Genomic DNA, 17,242 nt, shown 5'->3' with positions numbered 1-17,242 from the left:
CACAAATTATGGGAGAGGCTCGACCCTGGCACCAAGTTAACTTTTCTCTTCTTTCTCACTCTTTCAACTTCATCAAATAAACCCTTGTAAATACTGGCTTTGTATATTTCTATTGTTTTTGTTCTTGTGTGTTTATATGCTTATGCGTTTCAAACTAAGTTTACTTAGTGATTTATGCTATAATTTTGCTCAATAACTTTTTGAAGTTATTATCTTATCTAAACCACAAAATAAGGATTAATTTATGAAACTTTACTACGCACCCGGCACTTGTGCTTTAGCTTGTTGGATTTCACTAGAATGGGCAAAAGCTGATTATGAGGTTGTTCGTGCTGACTATTCTTCGGAGGAATACAAACGTATTAACCCATTAGGCACTGTTCCTGCATTAGATATTGGCGGAAAGCGAGCAATGACTCAAGCTGCTGCTATTTTAACCTATATTGCAGATAAACACTCTGATGCTGAACTAGGCAGCAAAGGTGGCTTAGAAGAAGATTTTGCTTTAAATGAAATTATGTCGTTCTTAGCCAGCGATTTCCACCCTGCATTTTGGCCATTTTTCATGCCTTCCCGTTTCACAACTGATGAAAGTGAAGCAGCAATTAATGCGGTGCGTGAGTCTGCTTATGCGAGAGTTGATCGTGCAATGCAATACTTAGATAACTTAATCGGCGAAGGGGTGCATGTTTATGGCAATCGTCGAAGTATTGCTGATGCTTATGCCTTTGTGATGACTCGTTGGACAGACAAAATGCCAAAAAGCTGGAGAGATTATCCAAATGTAGCTCGCTTTATGCAAGCAATGCAACAAGAGCAAGCTGTTCAATATGTATTAGAGAAGCAATAGTTTGATATAAAAATATAACGGTATTCACAATTGTTAGCATACAGTGGATACCGTATTTTAATATTTAAATACATGATTTAATATCAGTTGGAGAGGACTCTTAAATGACAAAAATCGCTGTTGTTATTGGTAGTTTGAGCCAAAACTCATTACATCGCCATATTGTTAATGAAATTTTAAAATCAGCGCCTCAGGGAGTGGAGGTGGAGGAAGTTCAAATTAATGATCTTCCTTTTTATACACAAGATTTAGATAGTCAATCTATCCCCGCTTATGATCGAGTTCGTGCTCAATTGAAAAGTGCGGATGCAGTTTTAATTGCTTCACCGGAACATAATCGTAGCATTCCTGCAGCATTAAAAAATCTTATTGATTTAGCTACACGTCCATTTGGGCAAAATGTTTGGACAGGTAAAAAAGTCGCTGTAATTACTGCTTCACCGGGTGCTTATGGTTGAATTAATGCGGGTATCGATTTACGCAAAGTATTACATGCGGTTGGTGCAAATGTGTTGGCACAGCCTGAAATTTATTTAAGTCGTGCAAGTAGCGATATTGATGAGCGTACAGGAAATTTCTTAGCAAAATTTGCAGACACATTCTTTAGTTGGGCGAAGCAATAATTTCTTGCTAGCGGGGATATTATGAGTATAGATAAATTTGAAGCAAAAACAAAAGATGTGGGCGGCATACCTGTTGCTCGCTTATTGCCTCAGCCTAAGCGTAGAACAATTGGTGCTTGGTGTTTTTTAGATCATGCAGACCCATCAGAATTTGATGAGGGCTCTTTAGGTTTGCAAGTTGGTTTGCATCCACATTGTAATTTGCAAACTTTTACTTGGATGTTAGAAGGCGAGGTTTGGCATCAAGACAGTTTAGGTTATCGGCAATTAATTAAACCTAGACAAGTTAATTTGATGACTGCAGGAACCGGCAATCAAAGAGGTATTAGTCATACCGAACAAACGCCTGAAGGTGTTCATGACTTACATGCAGTACAACTGTGGATTGCGTTGCCAATGAATAAGGAAATTGAGCCAAATTTTGAGCATTATCCAGAATTGCCAGAATGGACAGAAAATGGCATTGATTATATTTTAACAACAGGAAGTTATTTAGGGCATAAAGCACCCACAACACAATTTAGTGAGCTTGTGGGCGTAGATATGCAATTTAAACAAGCTCAAGCATTTTCTATCGAAAAGCAACCGCACTTTGAATATGGCATTTTAGTGTTAAAAGGTGAATTCACAGTAAATGGCATTAAATATTGTGCAGATGAATTAGCTGTATTATCAGATTGTGCAAATGCAACTGGAGAGTTAGATTTATTTGCTACTGAGGGTACTCATTTAATGTTATTGGGTGGCGAACCATTACCACATCCGACTGTTATTTGGTGGAACTTTGTGGCAGACACAGCAGAAAATCTGGTAAAAGCCGTAGAAGATTGGAATAATGGTCATGCTCGTTTTGGTGATATTAATTTAGACGGTACAGTTTTGACTAGATTAAGAGCACCAGAGGTTCCTGGTAAGTTTTTGAAATAATTTACTGATCATGATATGAAAAAATAGAGTTAGATTTTATTATCCAACTCTATTTTTTTGTTTAAATCGGAATTGAGGAGAAAAAAACTAATAAAATAGGTGGAAGAATATTGGTAATAAAACCGAAACTGATCGCTAAAGGGACAACTTCTATTCCACCTGAGCGCTGAATAACTGGAAGGCTACAATCCAGTGCGGTGGCTCCTGAAATTCCTACTGCAGTTGAACGATGATTTAACATGAAAAAAGGGATAATAAATAGACTAACAATTTCTCGTGATAAGTCATTGAGAAAGGCGATACTACTAAAAACCAGTCCCCATGCATTATTAATTACCACACTAGACAAAGAATACCAGCCAAATCCAGAGGAAATAGCAAGCCCTTGTGTGACTGGAAGATCAAGGAAATAAGCTGATAAGACGCCCCCTAACAACGAAGTAACCGCAAAAATAAGACCTGTATAAAGCCCTCGTTTATTAAAAAATACCTCTTTAAGTGAAATACCGTTGTTGCGCTGTTGTAATCCTACAAAGAAAATTAAAGTCACTAGAACATAGGTGCTTGTACCTGATTTTAATTGGAACCAGCTTTTTACCGAAAAACCTACTACAAAGCCTAATAATACCATGGAGCAGAGTTTTGCACTGTCTAGGAGCAATTTCCAACGAGAAGGCATTTCTTTAGCTAAGTGGGATAAGGGGCTAGGATTTAATTTATCGTAAATTACTAGACCTATAATATTACAGCTTTGAATTGTGACAGCGAAAGTCAATGCTGTGATACCGATTATTGGCAATTGTTTAGCTAAGTCGTCTAACTGACCTAAAGAAAATCCCATGATGAATAAGATCATATAGAGCAAGATCATCATAATATGGCTTATTCGTTTTAAAAATGCGGTATTAGTAGTTTTGATTAAATATCCGATGAACATGGGAACTAAGACAATAAGTAAACCTTCATACATATTCACTATTCCTATTGCTTGTAAAATACTGAAGGCTATTGTTTTACCATATTAAAGTTATCAGTCAAGCTGAGAGATAAATTGTATTCAAAAAGCACCGCACTTTAATATTGATTGACAAGGGGAAGGCTAAAAAGAAAAAACCGCTATTCAAAAATTGAATAGCGGCGAGGTCTTAATATAAGAAACATTAAAAAGACAACTGCAATTGCAGTGCACTAGCAATTGATAAGACTATCTATATAAAGAATAGTTCATAAAAAATTAAATTTTTTGTAAAAAATCTTTGATTTTTTCAATAATCCCTTCTTTGTTTAATTTTAACTCTGCTAAGATTTCTTGTTGTGTGCCTTGAGGAATAAAGAAATCAGGTAGTCCTAGTTGTAAGAGGGAAACTTTTTGTTGTTGTTGATATAAGGTTTCTGCCACCGCACTTCCTGCGCCGCCTTGAATTGCATTCTCTTCTAAAGTGACAACTAAAGAGTGTGTTTGAGCAATATCTTCAATACGTTGGGTGTCTAAAGGTTTCACAAAACGCATATCCACAACAGTGGCATCAAGCTCTTCAGCGGCTTTAATTGCTTCTGGCAATAAAGTACCAAAATTCAAGATTGCAATATTTTTGCCTTGTCGAATAAGGTTTGATTTGCCTAATGGCAACTTAGCGAGAGGCTCTAATTCCACGCCAATAGCATTACCACGTGGATAACGTACAGCAGCAGGTTTTCCACATTTATAGCCTGTATAAAGCATTTGACGACATTCATTTTCATTACTCGGCGTCATAATCACTAAATTTGGAATACAGCGCATAAAGCTCAAGTCAAATGCGCCCTGATGAGTTTGACCATCTGCACCTACCACACCAGCACGATCAATAGCAAATAGCACAGGTAAGTTTTGAATGGCTACATCATGTATAACCTGATCATAAGCGCGTTGTAAGAAACTTGAATAAATTGCAACCACTGGTTTATAACCTGCAATGGCTAAGCCAGCAGCAAAAGTGACCGCATGCTGTTCTGCAATGGCTACATCAAAATATTGTTGTGGAAAACGTTGTGAAAATTCAACCATTCCCGAACCTTCACGCATGGCAGGCGTAATGCCGATTAATTTTTCATCTTGTGCTGCCATTTCACACAACCACTTACCAAAAATTTGTGAGTAAGTTGGAGTCGCTGAGGACTTTGGTAATTCACCTAATTTATGATCAAATTTAGGTACACCATGAAAACCAATAGGATCTTTTTCTGCTGGCGCATAGCCTTTGCCTTTTTGGGTTTTGATATGTAAAAACTGTGGCCCACTTAATGATTGCATGTTCTTTAAAGTAGAGATTAACTCATCAATATTATGCCCATCAATTGGTCCAATATAATTAAAGCCGAGTTGTTCAAACATAGTACCAACAGGCGAAACAAAACCTTTGACGTGTTCTTCGGTCTTTTTCACAAATTCTTTAATTGGTGGAAGACCAGAGAGTATTTTTTTACCACTTTCACGCAAAGTAGAGTAGAGAGAACCGCTCAATAAGCGTGCTAGATGATTATTCAAAGCCCCTACGTTTTCAGAAATAGACATTTCATTATCATTTAAGATAACCAGCATATTTGTATGTACAGCCCCAGCATGATTTAACGCCTCAAATGCCATACCTGCAGTAATTGCACCATCGCCAATGACACAAACGGTTTTACGTCCTGCATTTTCTTTTTCTGCCGCAATAGCAATACCAAGTCCAGCACTAATTGAGGTTGATGAATGACCTACACTTAATACATCAAATTCACTTTCTTCACGCCAAGGGAAAGGATGTAATCCGCCTTTCTGGCGAATAGTGGACATTTTATCTCTACGTCCAGTCAGAATTTTGTGAGGATATGCTTGATGTCCTACATCCCAAATAAGCTGATCAAAAGGCGTTTTGAAAACGTAATGTAAAGCTACTGTTAACTCAACTGTTCCTAAACCTGAGGCTAAATGACCGCTACTTTGGCTAACACTTTCTAATAAATAGCTACGTAATTCATTGCAAAGTTGCGGTAACTTATCTTTACTTAATAAGCGTAGATCATCGGGAGAGTTTATTAGAGAGAGAAGTGGATAATTTTTCATTATTCGTTATTCCATTTTTTATTTTAACCGCACTTAGCTTTTTCGATTAACAACAAATTCAGCAAGAGCATGTAATGCTGAGGTATCAAAAGGCAGCGCGTTTAATTCTTGTAATGCTTGGTGATAAAGTTCTTGGGCTTTTTGTTTAGCGCCATTTAAACCGAGCAATTTTGGATAGGTGCTTTTATCTGCGAGCAAATCAGCACCAGCCGTTTTTCCAATAACCGCACTTTCACCTTCAATATCTAAAATATCATCTTGTACTTGAAATGCTAAACCAATAGCAGCAGAGTAGCGCATTAATTGCTTTTCTAGTTTTGTATCTGCAAAGTGCGGTGAACAAATAAAGCCCATTTTTACCGCTGCAGAGAGTAATGCACCTGTTTTATTACGATGGATAGTTTCTAATTCAACTAAATCAATTTGTTTATTTTCTGAAATTAAATCCAAACTTTGTCCCAAGCACATACCTTTCACGCCCGAGGCATTAGCTAAAGTTTGAATTAAGGCTAATTTTTGTTCAGAGGATAAATTAGGAATATGAGTTAATAGCTCAAAGGCGAAAGGTTGTAGTGCATCGCCAGCAAGGATTGCCGTAGCGTGATCAAAAGCGATATGACAAGTTGGGTGCCCACGGCGCAATGCATCGTTATCCATAGCAGGAAGATCATCGTGAATGAGCGAGTAAGCATGGATAGCTTCAATTGCTGCAGCTGCATAATCCAATTGCACTAAATCTGCCCCGAGCATTTTTCCTGTGGCATACACTAGAAAAGGACGAATACGTTTTCCACCTAACAATAATCCGTATTTCATTGCCTCAGCTAAAGGGGAAGGTGCACTGTTAATATGCTCAAATTGTTTTTCTAAAAACAAATTAATTCGTTGTTGTGATTGTTGGAGATCTTGAGCAAATTGATACATTATAAACTCACTATTTTATTCGTTCGGTTGATAATCGCTTAATTCTGCACTTTCACTTTTTTGCAATAAAATTTGAATACGCTGTTCGGCTTGTTGTAGACGTTGTTGACCAGCTTGCGCTAATTGAATTCCTCGTTCAAATTCTTTTAAAGCATCCTCAAGGGCAAGATCGCCATTTTCTAATCCATGTACAATAGATTCAAGTTGAGCTAGCGTTGTTTCAAAATCGAGTTCATCCGTTGCATTTTTACTGGGTTTACGTGCCATCTTCATTATCCTCGCATCATCACAAATTAAGCGGCATATTGTACTGTATTTTATGAATAAAATTATATAGTAAAAGAAAAATTAATTTATATCCTGTGGCATGAATGCTAATATGTCGCGCAAATTTTAGGTATTTCGGCACATAAAACGAAATCAAGTCAAAAAACTATCTATTTCAAAACAACAAATAACAGAAAAATTATGAAATTTATTATTAAACTTTTCCCTGAAATCATGATTAAAAGCGAAAGTGTGCGTAAGCGTTTTGTGAAAATTCTTACGGGCAATATTCGTAATGTATTGAATAAATATGATGATACTGTTGCCGTGGTAAAACATTGGGATTACATCGAAGTGCGGTCAAAAAATGAGGAAAATCATGCTTTATTAATCGAACTGCTTGGACGAATTCCCGGTATTCATCATTTCTTAGAAGTGGAAGAAAAGCCATTTGTTACCTTGCATGATATTTTTGAACAAACGTTGAATGATGTTGCCACTCAGATCGAAAACAAGACTTTTTGCGTGCGTGTAAAACGTAAAGGCAAACATGAATTTAGCTCGTTAGATGCAGAACGTTATATTGGCGGCGGTTTAAATCAAGCGGTGGCAAGTGCAAAAGTACAACTGAGTAAGCCAGATGTAACCATTAGAATTGATATTGAAAATGATAAGATGATGTTGATTAAAGCTCGTCATCAAGGCATTGGCGGTTATCCAATTGGTACACAGGAAGATGTTTTATCCCTTATTTCTGGTGGATTTGACTCAGGCGTTTCCAGCTATATGCTTATTCGGCGAGGTTCAAGAGTACATTATTGCTTTTTCAACTTAGGCGGTGCAGCCCATGAAATTGGCGTAAAACAAATGGCATACCATATTTGGAATCGTTTTAGTGGTTCACATAAAGTTCGTTTTGTTGCTATCAATTTTGAGCAAGTTGTGGCGGAGATTTTAGAAAAAGTCGACAATGGGCAAATGGGCGTAGTATTAAAACGTATGATGGTAAGAGCGGCAAGTAAAGTGGCACAGCGTTTTGGTATTCAAGCGATTGTGACAGGGGAAGCTTTAGGACAAGTTTCAAGCCAAACCTTAACTAATTTGCGTTTGATTGATGAGGCGGCGGAAAGTTTAGTGTTACGTCCATTAATTACCCACGACAAAGAGCAAATTATTGCCATGGCGAAGGAAATTGGCACTGATGATATTGCTAAATCCATGCTGGAATTTTGTGGTGTGATTTCTAAAAATCCAACAGTAAAAGCCATTAAAGAAAAAATTGAGCAAGAAGAAAGTCACTTTGACTTTGCAGTGCTGGAAAGTGCGGTGCAAAATGCACAATATTTAGATATTCGTCAAATTGCTGAGCAAACCAAGCAAGAAGTGTTTGAAATTGATGAGGTTTCAGTTTTATCAGATAAAGATGTAATTTTGGATATTCGTAGCCCAGAAGAAACTGATGATAAGCCATTGGAAATTGAAGGACGAGATGTTGTTTTAATGCCTTTCTATAAATTATCTTCACATTTCGCTGATTTAGACCAAAGTAAAAACTATGTGCTTTACTGTGAACGTGGTGTAATGAGTAAACTGCAAGCCTTGTATCTAAATGATAAAGGCTTTAAGAATGTGAGAGTTTTTAGTAAAAAAGCTTAGTAAAAGGAGTAAAACAAATGGCCACAACTACAACAAGAATGAACTTTGAAGTAAGTGAGTTTAGGAAAAGACAGATTAAAGCCTATGTTTCATTGAAAAATATAACTATTAAAGATTTTTTTGAGAGTCTGTTAAATGAAAAATTAGGACCAGAACAGTCTGCAAACATTCAGGATTTAACAGAGGAAGAAAAAGCAATTTTTGATGATGCCGATATTTTCTTTTCTGAAAACTCTGAGTTATGTAAAAAAGTAGGGCTTGAAGAAAGTGTAAAAATAGCTGAAAAAGTTAGGGCAGGAGGGGATTTAGCTACTCTGCTAGGGTATGAAAATGTTAAATAATGAGTTATTAACTTTTCAAAACTCATTTGTGGAGTTTGTTTTTTACGCTATTTTGAGTGAAAAAAGCAGGAGCAAACTTGAAGACATGCTAACTGATACGGTATTGAGACAAGTCTTCAAGGAAAATCAAATCAGAAAATTGATTGTTAAAAGCAAGCCCCAGCAAGTGATTATTTTTGTTTCAAAAAGCAAAAAATCCTTTGTAGTAAAAGGTTTTCAGTTAGGAAGAACAGATTATTTAACAGGTAGAAAGAAAGCTCACTTGAATACTATTCAAGAAATTTTAACCACGAAAACACAAGAAGAAATTGAAAAGTTATATTAAAAACACCCCTGTTAAAATCTATAGAAGATCAGACTTGCTCTGACAGATATTTGTGTTCTAAATGGAGAGTGGCAGATTAAGTCTAATTTTCTAGATTTTTTGCTCTGCCTTTCTAATACTCTAATTCAGCGATTAATTCATCAATCGCTTTGCACAGCAAAGTGCGGTCGTGGCGGTAACTAATATCATCTGCTTTAAGTCGTCTAGCCATAATTTTGATTGGGATATTCTGATAATTTTGTTGTGGATCATATTGCACGATGGCGCCATCAATAATCTCTTTTCCAACAGTTTGATGAATCCATTGAATACGATCCATTAAAGATAAATTTGCTGCTGGGCTATGTTCTATGCCTAAGTTATCAATAAAAATTTTCTTCGCATGGCTGTTTTTTAGCACCTCAATAATTTCTGGTAGTAATAATGGCGGCATGATGCTGGTTAAGAAACTTCCCGGTCCAAATAAAATGACTTCTGCTTGCTTTATAGCTTGAATAGCTTCTGGTGTCGCAGGAACTAAGGGGACTAAAAAAATTGAAGTGGGAATTTCCGTTAATTGATCGATGCTAACCTCGCCAACAATGCTCTTACCTTGCGCTAAAGAGGCGGCAAGATGTACAGAACTTTCAGACATAGGCACAATAAAAGACCGCACTTTGAGTAAATCTCGGATTAAGTTGACCGCTGCTGTTGGACGAATTTGCATATTTTCCAACGCTTTCAACATTAAATTTCCTAAATTATGTCCAGCTAGTTCACCTTGACCTGAAAAACGGTATTCAAATAAAGCAGATGCCGTGCTAGGTTCTGTAATGATTTGATTTAGGCAATTTCGTAAATCGCCCCAAGCAATACCTCCTTGATCTTGTCGAATACGCCCCGTAGAACCGCCATTATCTGTTGTGGTAACGATACCTGTTAAGCGTTCATTCATAAAACTGAGTGCTGACATTACTCGTCCCAATCCATGCCCTCCACCAATCGCAACCATGTGTTTTATTTGATCTAAATGAGCGTGTCGGCTATGTGGCGTTAAATCAGACATAAAAGTTCCTTTTCATGAGAAATAAGTGCGGTAGAAAAATTGCTTACTTAAGAGCGTTATTTTACCTGAAAGTTCATCAAAGATGATGTGTAATGAAATAAAATGTGCTGTACTTTGTATTCTGCCTAAAACATTGTAGAATACACGAATTTTTAAGTTATCAAATTGCATTGAGGAAAAGAATGAGCGAAATGACTGTTGAAATAGAAAATACAGAACATAAACCCACCAATTTTATTCGCCAAATTATTGATGAAGATTTAGCAAAGGGTAAACATAACAATGTTTATACTCGTTTCCCACCAGAGCCAAACGGCTATTTACATATTGGTCACGCCAAGTCAATTTGCTTGAATTTCGGTATTGCACAAGATTATCAAGGTAAATGTAATTTACGTTTTGACGATACTAATCCAGTAAAAGAAGATGTGGAATATGTTGATAGCATTAAGCAAGATGTCGAGTGGTTAGGTTTTAAATGGGAAGGGGAGCCTCGCTATGCTTCAGATTATTTCGATCAGCTTTATGCTTATGCCATTGAATTAATTGAAAAAGGTTTAGCTTATGTTGATGAGTTATCACCTGAACAGATGCGTGAATACCGTGGTACATTGACTGAGCTGGGCAAAAATAGTCCATATCGTGACCGCACTGTTGAGGAAAATCTTGCTTTATTTGAGAAGATGAAAAATGGCGAATTTGCTGAAGGCACAGCAAGTCTGCGAGCGAAAATTGATATGGCATCACCATTTATGGTAATGCGTGATCCTGTACTATATCGCATTAAATTCGCTAGCCATCATCAAACAGGCGATAAATGGTGCATTTATCCAATGTATGATTTCACTCATTGCATTTCTGATGCTATTGAGCGTATTACCCATTCTTTATGTACTTTAGAATTCCAAGATAACCGCCGTTTATATGACTGGGTGCTAGACAATATCTCTATTGAACGTCCACTGCCGCATCAATATGAATTCTCACGTTTGAATTTAGAATATACCTTAACTTCTAAACGTAAACTGTTAAAACTTGTCACAGAGGGCATTGTTGACGGTTGGAACGATCCTCGTATGCCAACCATTTCTGGTTTACGTCGCCGTGGTTATACGCCAGCTTCTTTACGTGAGTTCAGCCGCCGTATTGGTGTCACTAAACAAGATAACGTAGTGGAATATAGTGCCTTAGAAAGCTGTATTCGTGATGATTTAAATACCAATGCACCTCGAGCAATGGCGGTATTAAATCCATTAAAAATAGTGATTGAGAACTTTAACGACAAAGAAATTCTTACCGCACCAAATCATCCAAATCGTGAAGAATTAGGCAGCAGAGAATTACCATTTACTCGCGAAATTTATATTGACCAAGCTGATTTCCGTGAAGAAGCAAACAAGCAATATAAGCGTTTAGTGTTAGGTAAAGAAGTGCGTTTGCGTAATGCTTATGTAATTAAAGCGGAACGAGTGGAAAAAGATGCAGAAGGTAATATCACAACAGTATATTGTACTTATGATCCTGAAACCTTAGGTAAAAATCCAGCAGACGGACGCAAAGTGAAAGGCGTAATTCAATGGGTTTCAGCGACAGATAATTTACCAGCTGAATTCCGTTTGTATGACAAATTGTTTACTGTGGCAAATCCAGGTGCAGCAGAAGACATTAACGAAGTGTTAAATCCAAACTCATTAGTGATTAAACATGGTGTTGTTGAACAAAGCCTTGCTAACGCAAAAGCAGAACAAGCTTATCAATTTGAGCGTGAAGGCTATTATTGTGCTGACAGTAAAGACAGCAGTGCAGATCATCTTGTGTTTAACTTAACCGTCAGCTTAAAGGAAGGATTCTAAATGAAAAAATTATTATGGACATTGGCAGCAGCTTTATTACTCTGTGCTTGCTCTCAGCCAAAGGATATTTACTTTAATGGCTCGGAAGGCTCACATTCAGGCTTAAAATTCGATAAGTCGAGTTCGTCCTTTAAGATTAATCAATAATAAAAAGTGCGGTTGAAATAGAGAAAATTTTAACCGCACTTTTTGTATAAACTGATATAAATTAGAAAAATGACTTTATCCCCTGAATTTTGGAAATACAAATCTTTGCTAGAAATGAATGAAGATGAATGGGAAGCACTTTGTGATGGTTGTGGAAAGTGTTGTTACCAGAAGTTTATTGAAGGCAGAGGAAAGCGTCAAAAACTGTACTTTACGAGAATTGCCTGTAATTTATTGAATGTTGAAAGTGGCAAGTGCGGTAATTATTCACAACGTTTTAGTTTGGTAAAAGACTGTACTAAATTAACTAAGGCAAATTTGGCTGATTTTAGTTGGTTGCCTAATACCTGTGCTTATCGATTACTTTATGAAAATAAACCGCTCTTTGATTGGCATCCGTTAATCTCTGGTAATTCCAACTCCGTAAAGCTTGCTGGAGTTATGATTGAGCAAGGTATTCATGAAAAAGATGTGATTGATTGGTTTGAATTTGTGATTGATGAAAATGCCTAAAGTTTCTATTTGAACTAGATCACAATTTAAAGGAAAGCGTTTGCTTTTATAACTTAAGATTAGATAGAATTAACCCGATTTAATTATTTTTTTAATCTTTCGGAAAGTAAAATGGATATTTCTAATCAATTACAGCAAGAAGCAGAAAAAGTAGGGATTACCATATCTCATTATGATATTGATGGTAATTTAATTTACGCAAAGCCAGAAAATCTACATTATTTCATTCAGTTACTCAGCCAAACAAAAATCAACCCAGAAGATAAACAATTCGATAATGTCATAGTTGTGCGTGAAAGTGAGCCAATAAGTTATGACTTAGCGCCACTTAATCTATCTTCTCCTATTCCCATCCAATATTCTTTATATGATGATAATGGAAACTCTTTATATCAAAACCAAATCCTCGGTAATCAGACAGCATTAATCCTTTCTCCGTTAACTTATGGTTATTATTCATTGCATCTTGATGTCAATGGAAGTCGCCATGTTGTGCGCATTTTGGTTGCGCCTAAGCAATCTTACCAACCACCAGTATTTCAAGGTAAAAAAGCTTGGGGAATTAATGTTCAGCTTTATAGCTTAGTTTCAGAACGTAACTGGGGAATTGGCGATTTTGCTGATCTGGCGTATTTGATTAAACAAAGTGCGGTTCAAGGGGCGGATTTTGTTGGCATTAATCCTTTACATCAACTTTATCCGTCCGTTCCAGAATGGGCAAGTCCTTATAGTTCATCTTCAAGACGTTGGCTAAATTTTTTGTATTTAGCAGTAGATCAATTACCTGAATTTAATCTTTGCCAAAAGGTGCAGAATTGGTTTAAACAAGAGAATATTCAGCAACAACTTGAGCAATTACGCCAAGCTGAGATTGTTGATTATCAAGCTGTAATGGCATTAAAACGTTCAACATTAGAAGAACTATTCGCTTATTTTAAACGTAGTAGAGCAAGTAAAATTCTTGAAAGACGCCGTCAATTTGCCGACTTTGTTAGTGCGCAAGGCGATGCTTTATTGTTGCAAGCGTTATTTGATGTACTTGATAGCATTGAACATCAAAAGATGCCCGATGATGAGAATAAAATTGGCTGGCTAGGTTGGCGTAAAGAATGGCAAGTTTTAACGCAGAAAGAACGTCAGAATTTATTCAGAAAATATAAAACACAAGTTGATTTTTACGTTTGGTTACAGTGGTTGGCTAACACTCAATTAGCTGGGCTAAAAACTTTATGTTTAGAAAAAGGAATGTCACTAGGCATTTATGGGGACTTAGCAGTCAGTAGCTCAAGAGGTAGCGCTGACGTTTGGTCAGATCAATCGCTTTATTGTGTTAATGCTTCCGTTGGCGCACCCCCAGATCCTTTAGGTCCAGTAGGACAAAATTGGAATATCCCACCTTATAATCCAACAATTTTAAAAGCCCGTGGGTTCCAACCTTTTATTGATATGCTACGAGCCAATATGCAACATTTTGGTGTGTTACGCATCGATCATATTATGGGACTGTTCCGTTTATGGCTAATTCCTGAAGGAAAAAATGCGAGTGATGGACTTTATGTGCATTATCCTTTTGCTGAATTGATGGCTATTTTGGCGATTGAAAGTCAACGAAATCAATGCTTAGTAGTAGGCGAAGATTTGGGGACTGTTCCGGATGAAGTGCGGTCGAAATTAGATGAGTTTAATGTTTTCTCTTATTTTGTGCTTTACTTTGAACAGCGTAATTTTAATGGAATGAACGAATATCCGAAAGCAGAGCATTTTCCTTTACAGGCATTTGCTACTGTTGGAACACATGATCTTCCTTCATTACAAAGTTTTTGGCATTGTCGTGATTTAGAGCTATTTGCGCAGTTAGGTATTTTGCAAGAGGATTTCTTAAAAGCAAAATATGATCAGCGAGTAGTAGATAAACAAGCATTACTTAATACCTTACACCGAGATCAATATTTACCGCCAGATTACTGGGGAGATGCTTTGAGTATGGCAATGCACGATAATTTAAATCTGGTCATTCATCAATATTTAGCGGAAAGTCAAACGCAATTGATCGGAGTGCAACTAGAAAACTTACTCAGCCAAGAAGTTTCTTTTAATTTACCAGGTACTTCAACAGAATACCCGAACTGGCGGAAGAGATTATCACAATCTTTAGAACATATTTTTACTAATGAAACAGTGCTTTCATTAGTTAACACAATTAATCAGGCAAGAAATAAATAGGCAGGTTTTTTTATGACTAAATTTGTATCACAAGCCACAATTAATGCTTTTTTCGATGGGAAACACGCTGATCCTTTTGCTGTATTAGGGATGCATGAAACGTCAAATGGGATTGAGGTGAGAGCATTATTGCCAGATGCAGATAAAGTGTCTGTGCTCAGTAAAGAAACACAAAATGTACTTTGTGAATTAGAAAAAATAGATGAACGTGGTTTTTTTGCTGGTGTTGTGCCTAATAGCGATAGTTTCTTTGCTTATCAATTAGAAGTCTATTGGGGCAATGAAGCTCAAGTAATAGAAGATCCCTACGCATTCCATCCTATGATTAATGAGCTGGATAATTGGTTATTAGCGGAAGGCTCTCATAAACGCCCTTATGAAGTTCTAGGCGCACATTTTACTGAATGTGATGGTGTGTCAGGCGTGAATTTTCGCTTGTGGGCGCCAAATGCGAAACGTGTTTCAGTGGTAGGGGATTTTAACTACTGGGACGGTCGTCGTCATCCGATGCGTTTTCATCAAACCAGTGGTATCTGGGAATTATTTTTACCAAAAGTATCATTAGGGCAACTGTATAAATTTGAACTCTTAGATTGTAATAATCAATTGCGCTTAAAAGCAGATCCTTATGCCTTTAGTTCACAATTGCGACCAGATACTGCATCACAAGTCAGTGCTTTACCTGAAATTGTGCCAATGACTGAACAACGTCGCAAAGCCAATCAAGCAGATCAGCCAATTTCCATTTATGAAGTGCATTTAGGTTCTTGGCGTCGCAATTTAGAAAATAATTTTTGGCTAGATTATGATCAAATTGCTGATGAGCTTATTCCTTATGTAAAAGAAATGGGATTTACCCATATTGAATTTTTACCGCTCTCAGAATTCCCATTTGATGGTTCTTGGGGGTATCAGCCTATCGGTCTATATTCGCCAACTAGTCGTTTTGGTACAGCCGAAGGTTTTAAGCGTTTAATTGATAAAGCGCATGATGCTGGAATTAATGTTATTTTGGATTGGGTTCCAGGACATTTCCCAAGTGATACACATGGTCTAGTGGCTTTTGATGGCACTGCTTTATATGAACATGCTGATCCAAAAGAAGGGTATCATCAAGATTGGAATACTCTGATTTATAACTATGGTCGTCATGAAGTACGAAATTATTTATCTTCTAATGCACTGTATTGGATGGAGCGCTTTGGTTTAGATGGTATTAGAGTAGATGCGGTTGCCTCTATGATTTATCGTGATTACAGCCGAGAAGATGGACAATGGATACCAAATCAATATGGTGGACGTGAAAATTTAGAGGCGATTGAGTTTTTAAAACAAACTAATCATCTACTTGGCACAGAAATGCCAGGCGTCGTATCTATTGCTGAAGAATCTACCTCTTTTGCTGGTGTAACTCATCCTCCTTATGAAGGTGGTTTGGGTTTCCATTTCAAATGGAATATGGGCTGGATGAATGATACTTTGTCTTACATGAAAAAAGATCCGATTTATCGTCAACATCATCATAACCAAATGACCTTTGGTATGGTTTATCAATACAGTGAAAACTTTGTATTGCCACTTTCCCATGATGAAGTGGTGCACGGTAAATGTTCATTGCTCGGTAAAATGCCTGGTGATGCGTGGCAAAAATTTGCTAACTTACGTGCATATTACGGCTATATGTGGGGCTATCCAGGCAAAAAATTGCTTTTCATGGGTAATGAATTCGCACAAGGCAGAGAATGGAATTATAAAGAGAGTTTAGATTGGTATCTTCTTGAAGAGGTTCATGGCGGTGGTTGGCATAAGGCTGTTCAAGATTATGTTCGAGATCTTAACCATATTTATCAAAAAAATGCACCGCTCTTTGAATTAGATACAGATCCTCAAGGCTTTGAATGGCTTGTAGTTGATGATCACCAAAACTCAGTGTTTGTCTTTGAACGTCGCAGTAAAAAAGATGAGCGTATTATTGTGATCAGTAACTTCACGCCTGTTCTACGTCAAAATTATCGTTTTGGTGTGAATGTTGCTGGCGAATATGTTGAGATTTTAAACTCTGATGCACAACAATATATGGGCTCTAATTCAACAAATATGAGCAAAATTGTGACTGAAGAAATCGAAAGCCATAACAAAGCACAATCTATTAGTCTTGATATTCCTCCTTTAGCAACAGTGTATCTCAAATTGCATAAAGCAAAAAAGACGAGAAAACCGAGAACGGTCAAAAAAGTTGAAGACGCTGATGTTGTAGAGAAAACAGCAGAAAAGAAAACAACCAAAGCCAAAGCCACTCAAGCGAAAAAAGCAACCAAGACAAAAAGTGCGGTGGTAAAAAAGAGAGAAAGTAAAGAAGTTGCATCTGAAACAGCAGTAACAGAAGCGAAAGTAAAAAAATCAAGAGCGAAGAAAGTTGCTGGTTAAATAAAAACTTTGCGTATTAATGGCATTTGAATA

General features: G+C 37.0%; 17 protein-coding genes. 11 read left to right on the top strand and 6 right to left on the bottom strand.

Features of this window, described 5'->3' with window-relative positions; translation table 11 throughout:
* The first annotated feature begins 244 nt into the window (after positions 1-244).
* The 3 genes from B0186_RS08865 (at position 245) to B0186_RS08855 (ending at position 2,400) form a co-directional block, all read left to right on the top strand.
* Positions 245-850 (top strand): glutathione S-transferase family protein, encoded by a 606-nt coding sequence (locus tag B0186_RS08865; RefSeq protein WP_078219011.1) that lies wholly within the window; start codon positions 245-247, stop codon positions 848-850.
* Positions 851-954: 104 nt separating this feature from the next.
* Positions 955-1,308 (top strand): NADPH-dependent FMN reductase, encoded by a 354-nt coding sequence (locus tag B0186_RS08860; protein WP_235817214.1) that lies wholly within the window; start codon positions 955-957, stop codon positions 1,306-1,308.
* Positions 1,309-1,494: 186 nt separating this feature from the next.
* Positions 1,495-2,400 (top strand): pirin family protein, encoded by a 906-nt coding sequence (locus tag B0186_RS08855; protein WP_078219010.1) that lies wholly within the window; start codon positions 1,495-1,497, stop codon positions 2,398-2,400.
* Positions 2,401-2,461: 61 nt separating this feature from the next.
* Here B0186_RS08855 and B0186_RS08850 read toward each other — a convergent pair whose 3' ends face one another.
* From B0186_RS08850 to xseB, 4 genes are all read right to left on the bottom strand, one after another.
* Complete coding sequence (locus tag B0186_RS08850; protein WP_078219008.1) at positions 2,462-3,370, bottom strand: LysO family transporter; 909 nt, start codon at positions 3,368-3,370, stop codon at positions 2,462-2,464.
* Positions 3,371-3,634: 264 nt separating this feature from the next.
* A complete protein-coding gene (dxs, locus tag B0186_RS08845) occupies positions 3,635-5,488 on the bottom strand; it encodes a 1-deoxy-D-xylulose-5-phosphate synthase (protein WP_078219007.1) in 1,854 nt (617 codons plus the stop codon).
* A 33-nt stretch (positions 5,489-5,521) separates the two neighbouring features.
* Positions 5,522-6,412 (bottom strand): (2E,6E)-farnesyl diphosphate synthase, encoded by an 891-nt coding sequence (gene ispA / locus B0186_RS08840; protein ID WP_078219004.1) that lies wholly within the window; start codon positions 6,410-6,412, stop codon positions 5,522-5,524.
* 15 nt (positions 6,413-6,427) lie between these two features.
* Positions 6,428-6,679: an exodeoxyribonuclease VII small subunit gene (gene xseB, locus B0186_RS08835; protein WP_078219001.1), complete on the bottom strand. Its 252-nt coding sequence runs from the start codon at positions 6,677-6,679 to the stop codon at positions 6,428-6,430.
* Between the two features lie 201 nt (positions 6,680-6,880).
* Here xseB and thiI point away from each other — a divergent pair, with 201 nt between their 5' ends.
* From thiI to B0186_RS08820, 3 genes are read left to right on the top strand one after another with little or no spacing between them, the layout of a single operon-like run.
* Complete coding sequence (gene thiI, locus B0186_RS08830) at positions 6,881-8,335, top strand: tRNA uracil 4-sulfurtransferase ThiI (RefSeq protein ID WP_078218999.1); 1,455 nt, start codon at positions 6,881-6,883, stop codon at positions 8,333-8,335.
* A 17-nt stretch (positions 8,336-8,352) separates the two neighbouring features.
* Positions 8,353-8,676, top strand: coding sequence for a hypothetical protein (locus B0186_RS08825; protein ID WP_078218998.1), 324 nt, complete (start codon positions 8,353-8,355; stop codon positions 8,674-8,676).
* Positions 8,666-9,001: a hypothetical protein gene (locus B0186_RS08820; protein ID WP_078218996.1), complete on the top strand. Its 336-nt coding sequence runs from the start codon at positions 8,666-8,668 to the stop codon at positions 8,999-9,001. The genes B0186_RS08825 and B0186_RS08820 overlap by 11 nt, the downstream gene beginning before the upstream one ends.
* A gap of 112 nt (positions 9,002-9,113) precedes the next feature.
* On the opposite strand, the gene B0186_RS08815 is transcribed toward B0186_RS08820, so the two are convergent.
* Both B0186_RS08815 and B0186_RS11695 read right to left on the bottom strand, forming a co-directional pair.
* Positions 9,114-10,046: a gluconeogenesis factor YvcK family protein gene (locus B0186_RS08815; protein WP_078218994.1), complete on the bottom strand. Its 933-nt coding sequence runs from the start codon at positions 10,044-10,046 to the stop codon at positions 9,114-9,116.
* 12 nt (positions 10,047-10,058) lie between these two features.
* On the bottom strand, positions 10,059-10,217 hold the full coding sequence (locus B0186_RS11695) for a hypothetical protein (protein WP_158077974.1): 159 nt from the start codon (positions 10,215-10,217) through the stop codon (positions 10,059-10,061).
* Between the two features lie 11 nt (positions 10,218-10,228).
* Here B0186_RS11695 and glnS point away from each other — a divergent pair, with 11 nt between their 5' ends.
* From glnS to glgB, 5 genes are all read left to right on the top strand, one after another.
* Entirely contained in the window at positions 10,229-11,899 is a 1,671-nt protein-coding gene (gene glnS, locus B0186_RS08810; protein ID WP_078218992.1) for a glutamine--tRNA ligase, read from the top strand.
* Positions 11,900-12,046, top strand: coding sequence for a hypothetical protein (locus B0186_RS11805; RefSeq protein ID WP_169832928.1), 147 nt, complete (start codon positions 11,900-11,902; stop codon positions 12,044-12,046). It begins immediately after the preceding gene.
* Between the two features lie 69 nt (positions 12,047-12,115).
* A complete protein-coding gene (locus B0186_RS08805) occupies positions 12,116-12,559 on the top strand; it encodes a YcgN family cysteine cluster protein (protein WP_078218990.1) in 444 nt (147 codons plus the stop codon).
* 111 nt (positions 12,560-12,670) lie between these two features.
* A complete protein-coding gene (gene malQ / locus B0186_RS08800) occupies positions 12,671-14,782 on the top strand; it encodes a 4-alpha-glucanotransferase (RefSeq protein WP_078218987.1) in 2,112 nt (703 codons plus the stop codon).
* Positions 14,783-14,794: 12 nt separating this feature from the next.
* On the top strand, positions 14,795-17,209 hold the full coding sequence (glgB, locus tag B0186_RS08795; protein ID WP_078218986.1) for a 1,4-alpha-glucan branching protein GlgB: 2,415 nt from the start codon (positions 14,795-14,797) through the stop codon (positions 17,207-17,209).
* Positions 17,210-17,242: the final 33 nt, after the last annotated feature.

It is taken from the genome of Canicola haemoglobinophilus (assembly GCF_002015075.1).
GTDB lineage: Bacteria > Pseudomonadota > Gammaproteobacteria > Enterobacterales > Pasteurellaceae > Canicola > Canicola haemoglobinophilus.
The sequence above is the reverse complement of the archived record's forward strand: the minus strand, read 5'-3'. Positions and strand labels throughout refer to the sequence as shown.

Bases quoted from the DNA above. Each gene is read 5' to 3' on its own strand.
- B0186_RS08865 (WP_078219011.1), top strand. From the start codon at position 245: ATGAAACTTTACTACGCACCCGGCACTTGTGCTTTAGCTTGTTGGATT.
- B0186_RS08860 (WP_235817214.1), top strand. From the start codon at position 955: ATGACAAAAATCGCTGTTGTTATTGGTAGTTTGAGCCAAAACTCATTA.
- B0186_RS08855 (WP_078219010.1), top strand. From the start codon at position 1,495: ATGAGTATAGATAAATTTGAAGCAAAAACAAAAGATGTGGGCGGCATA.
- B0186_RS08850 (WP_078219008.1), bottom strand. From the start codon at position 3,370: ATGTATGAAGGTTTACTTATTGTCTTAGTTCCCATGTTCATCGGATAT.
- dxs (WP_078219007.1), bottom strand. From the start codon at position 5,488: ATGAAAAATTATCCACTTCTCTCTCTAATAAACTCTCCCGATGATCTA.
- ispA (WP_078219004.1), bottom strand. From the start codon at position 6,412: ATGTATCAATTTGCTCAAGATCTCCAACAATCACAACAACGAATTAAT.
- xseB (WP_078219001.1), bottom strand. From the start codon at position 6,679: ATGGCACGTAAACCCAGTAAAAATGCAACGGATGAACTCGATTTTGAA.
- thiI (WP_078218999.1), top strand. From the start codon at position 6,881: ATGAAATTTATTATTAAACTTTTCCCTGAAATCATGATTAAAAGCGAA.
- B0186_RS08825 (WP_078218998.1), top strand. From the start codon at position 8,353: ATGGCCACAACTACAACAAGAATGAACTTTGAAGTAAGTGAGTTTAGG.
- B0186_RS08820 (WP_078218996.1), top strand. From the start codon at position 8,666: ATGTTAAATAATGAGTTATTAACTTTTCAAAACTCATTTGTGGAGTTT.
- B0186_RS08815 (WP_078218994.1), bottom strand. From the start codon at position 10,046: ATGTCTGATTTAACGCCACATAGCCGACACGCTCATTTAGATCAAATA.
- B0186_RS11695 (WP_158077974.1), bottom strand. From the start codon at position 10,217: ATGCAATTTGATAACTTAAAAATTCGTGTATTCTACAATGTTTTAGGC.
- glnS (WP_078218992.1), top strand. From the start codon at position 10,229: ATGAGCGAAATGACTGTTGAAATAGAAAATACAGAACATAAACCCACC.
- B0186_RS11805 (WP_169832928.1), top strand. From the start codon at position 11,900: ATGAAAAAATTATTATGGACATTGGCAGCAGCTTTATTACTCTGTGCT.
- B0186_RS08805 (WP_078218990.1), top strand. From the start codon at position 12,116: ATGACTTTATCCCCTGAATTTTGGAAATACAAATCTTTGCTAGAAATG.
- malQ (WP_078218987.1), top strand. From the start codon at position 12,671: ATGGATATTTCTAATCAATTACAGCAAGAAGCAGAAAAAGTAGGGATT.
- glgB (WP_078218986.1), top strand. From the start codon at position 14,795: ATGACTAAATTTGTATCACAAGCCACAATTAATGCTTTTTTCGATGGG.